Origin of the sequence: Lamprobacter sp. (genome assembly GCF_034860625.1) — a bacterium.
Taxonomy (GTDB): domain Bacteria; phylum Pseudomonadota; class Gammaproteobacteria; order Chromatiales; family Chromatiaceae; genus Lamprobacter.
Genome location: NZ_JAYESN010000451.1, coordinates 1 through 1,726, shown reverse-complemented (window position 1 = coordinate 1,726; position 1,726 = coordinate 1). Strand labels below are relative to the sequence as shown.

The window sequence follows — 1,726 nt, the reverse complement described above, 5'->3', positions numbered from 1 at the left end:
CAACGATTGAAGACATACCACCGGAGGATCGCAATCCGACGGTGGTTCTGCTGCTGGAGATCTGTCATCGGCAGCAGGAGGAGATCCAGCAGCTGCGTGACGAGATCGCACGGCTGAAGGGGCAAAAGGGCAAGCCGGTGATCAATCCCTCGGCCCTGGAAGGCAATGACCGGAGCGCGAAGCAACGCAAGGCGCGGGGGAAGACGCGAGCCGGCAAGCGCAGCAAAACCCAGACGCTCACAATTCACGAGCACATTCGCGTGGCGCCACAAGCGGACATCCCGCCGGGCAGCCGCTTCCGCGGCTTGCAACCGTTTACCGTGCAGGATCTGCGCGTGCGCGTGCACAATACCCGCTATTGGCTGGAGCGCTGGGAAGCGCCCACCGGCGAGACCTTGCTCGGCAAGCTGCCGCCGGCAATCGGCGGCGCCCACTTTGGCCCGGAGCTGCGCACCTTCATCTTGTATCAGTACCACCACGCGCATGTCACCCAGCCGTTGCTGCTTGAGCAGCTGCAGGAGTGGGGCCTGGACATCTCCGCAGGGCAGCTCAGCACCCTGATCACTGCCGGTCACGATGCGCTACATCAAGAGAAGGACGCCTTGCTGCAGACTGCACTGCAGCGCTCGCTGTACATTCAAGTCGACGACACCGGTGCGCGCCATGCGGGCAGCAACGGCTACTGCACGCACATCGGCAACGCGCTGTTCACCTACTTCGTGAGTACCGACTGCAAGAGCCGGATCAATTTCCTCAGCGTGCTGCGGGCCGGGCAGGATGACTATACGATCAATGATGCGGCGCTGGCCTACATGAGCGCGCAATCACTGCCGAAAGCGCCGCTGCACCAACTCGCTCAGCAGGCGCCCAAAGTCTCGACGGGGAAGTCAGCCTGGCGCGCGGTCCTGGCAGCGCTTGCGATCACGGCGCCGCGCCATGTCCGCATCGCCACTGAGGGGGCGCTGCTGGGCACCGTTATCGAGCAGGGCGTGTCGCCGGATCTGGCGATCCTCAGCGATGATGCCGGGCAATTCGATGTCTTGGTTCACGCCCTGTGCTGGGTGCATGCGGAGCGCAATCTGGTCAAGCTCATCGGATTCAACGCGGCGCAACGCCAGGCGCTGGCCGATGTGCGCAGTCAGGTCTGGACCCTCTATGGTGCATTGAAGGCCTATAAGCTCAAGCCCAGCCAGCGTAAGCGGACCCGCATCGAGGCTGGCTTTGACGCCCTGTGCACCACCCGGACCTGCTTCGAGACCTTGAACCAGGCGCTGAAGCGGATGCACCGCAGCAAGGCTGAGTTGCTGCGGGTGCTCGACCGCCCTGAGCTGCCGCTGCACAACAACGCCAGCGAGCGCGATATCCGCGAGTACGTCAAAAAGCGCAAGATTAGCGGCTCGACCCGCAGTGCAGACGGCCGCCGCTGCCGTGATACCTTCGCCAGCCTCAAGAAAACCTGTCGCAAGCACGGGCTGAGCTTCTGGGACTACCTGCACGATCGCGTCTTCGGCGCCGGCGCGATTGCACCCCTTGCCGAGTGGGTCTTTGAGCCTGATGCAAACCGGCGTTTCGCCACATCACCCCACCCGCCGTACCTTGGCGCCTGAACCCGGCGCGCGGCGCTACTGCGCGCGATACTTCAGCGCCGCCGAGATCGCCCGCATCCGCGCGCTGATCACGTCCCGCCCTGATGCCTCACGGGCCGAACTCTCGCGGATCGTCTGCG

The 1,726-nt window shown here is 64.2% G+C and carries 1 protein-coding gene; it reads left to right on the top strand.

Translation table 11 applies throughout. From position 1 onward, the window contains the following. Positions 1-1,607 (top strand): IS66 family transposase (locus VBE63_RS28740; RefSeq protein WP_323686396.1); only part of this gene is annotated, 1,607 nt, incomplete at its 5' end. Between the last annotated feature and the right edge of the window lie 119 nt (positions 1,608-1,726).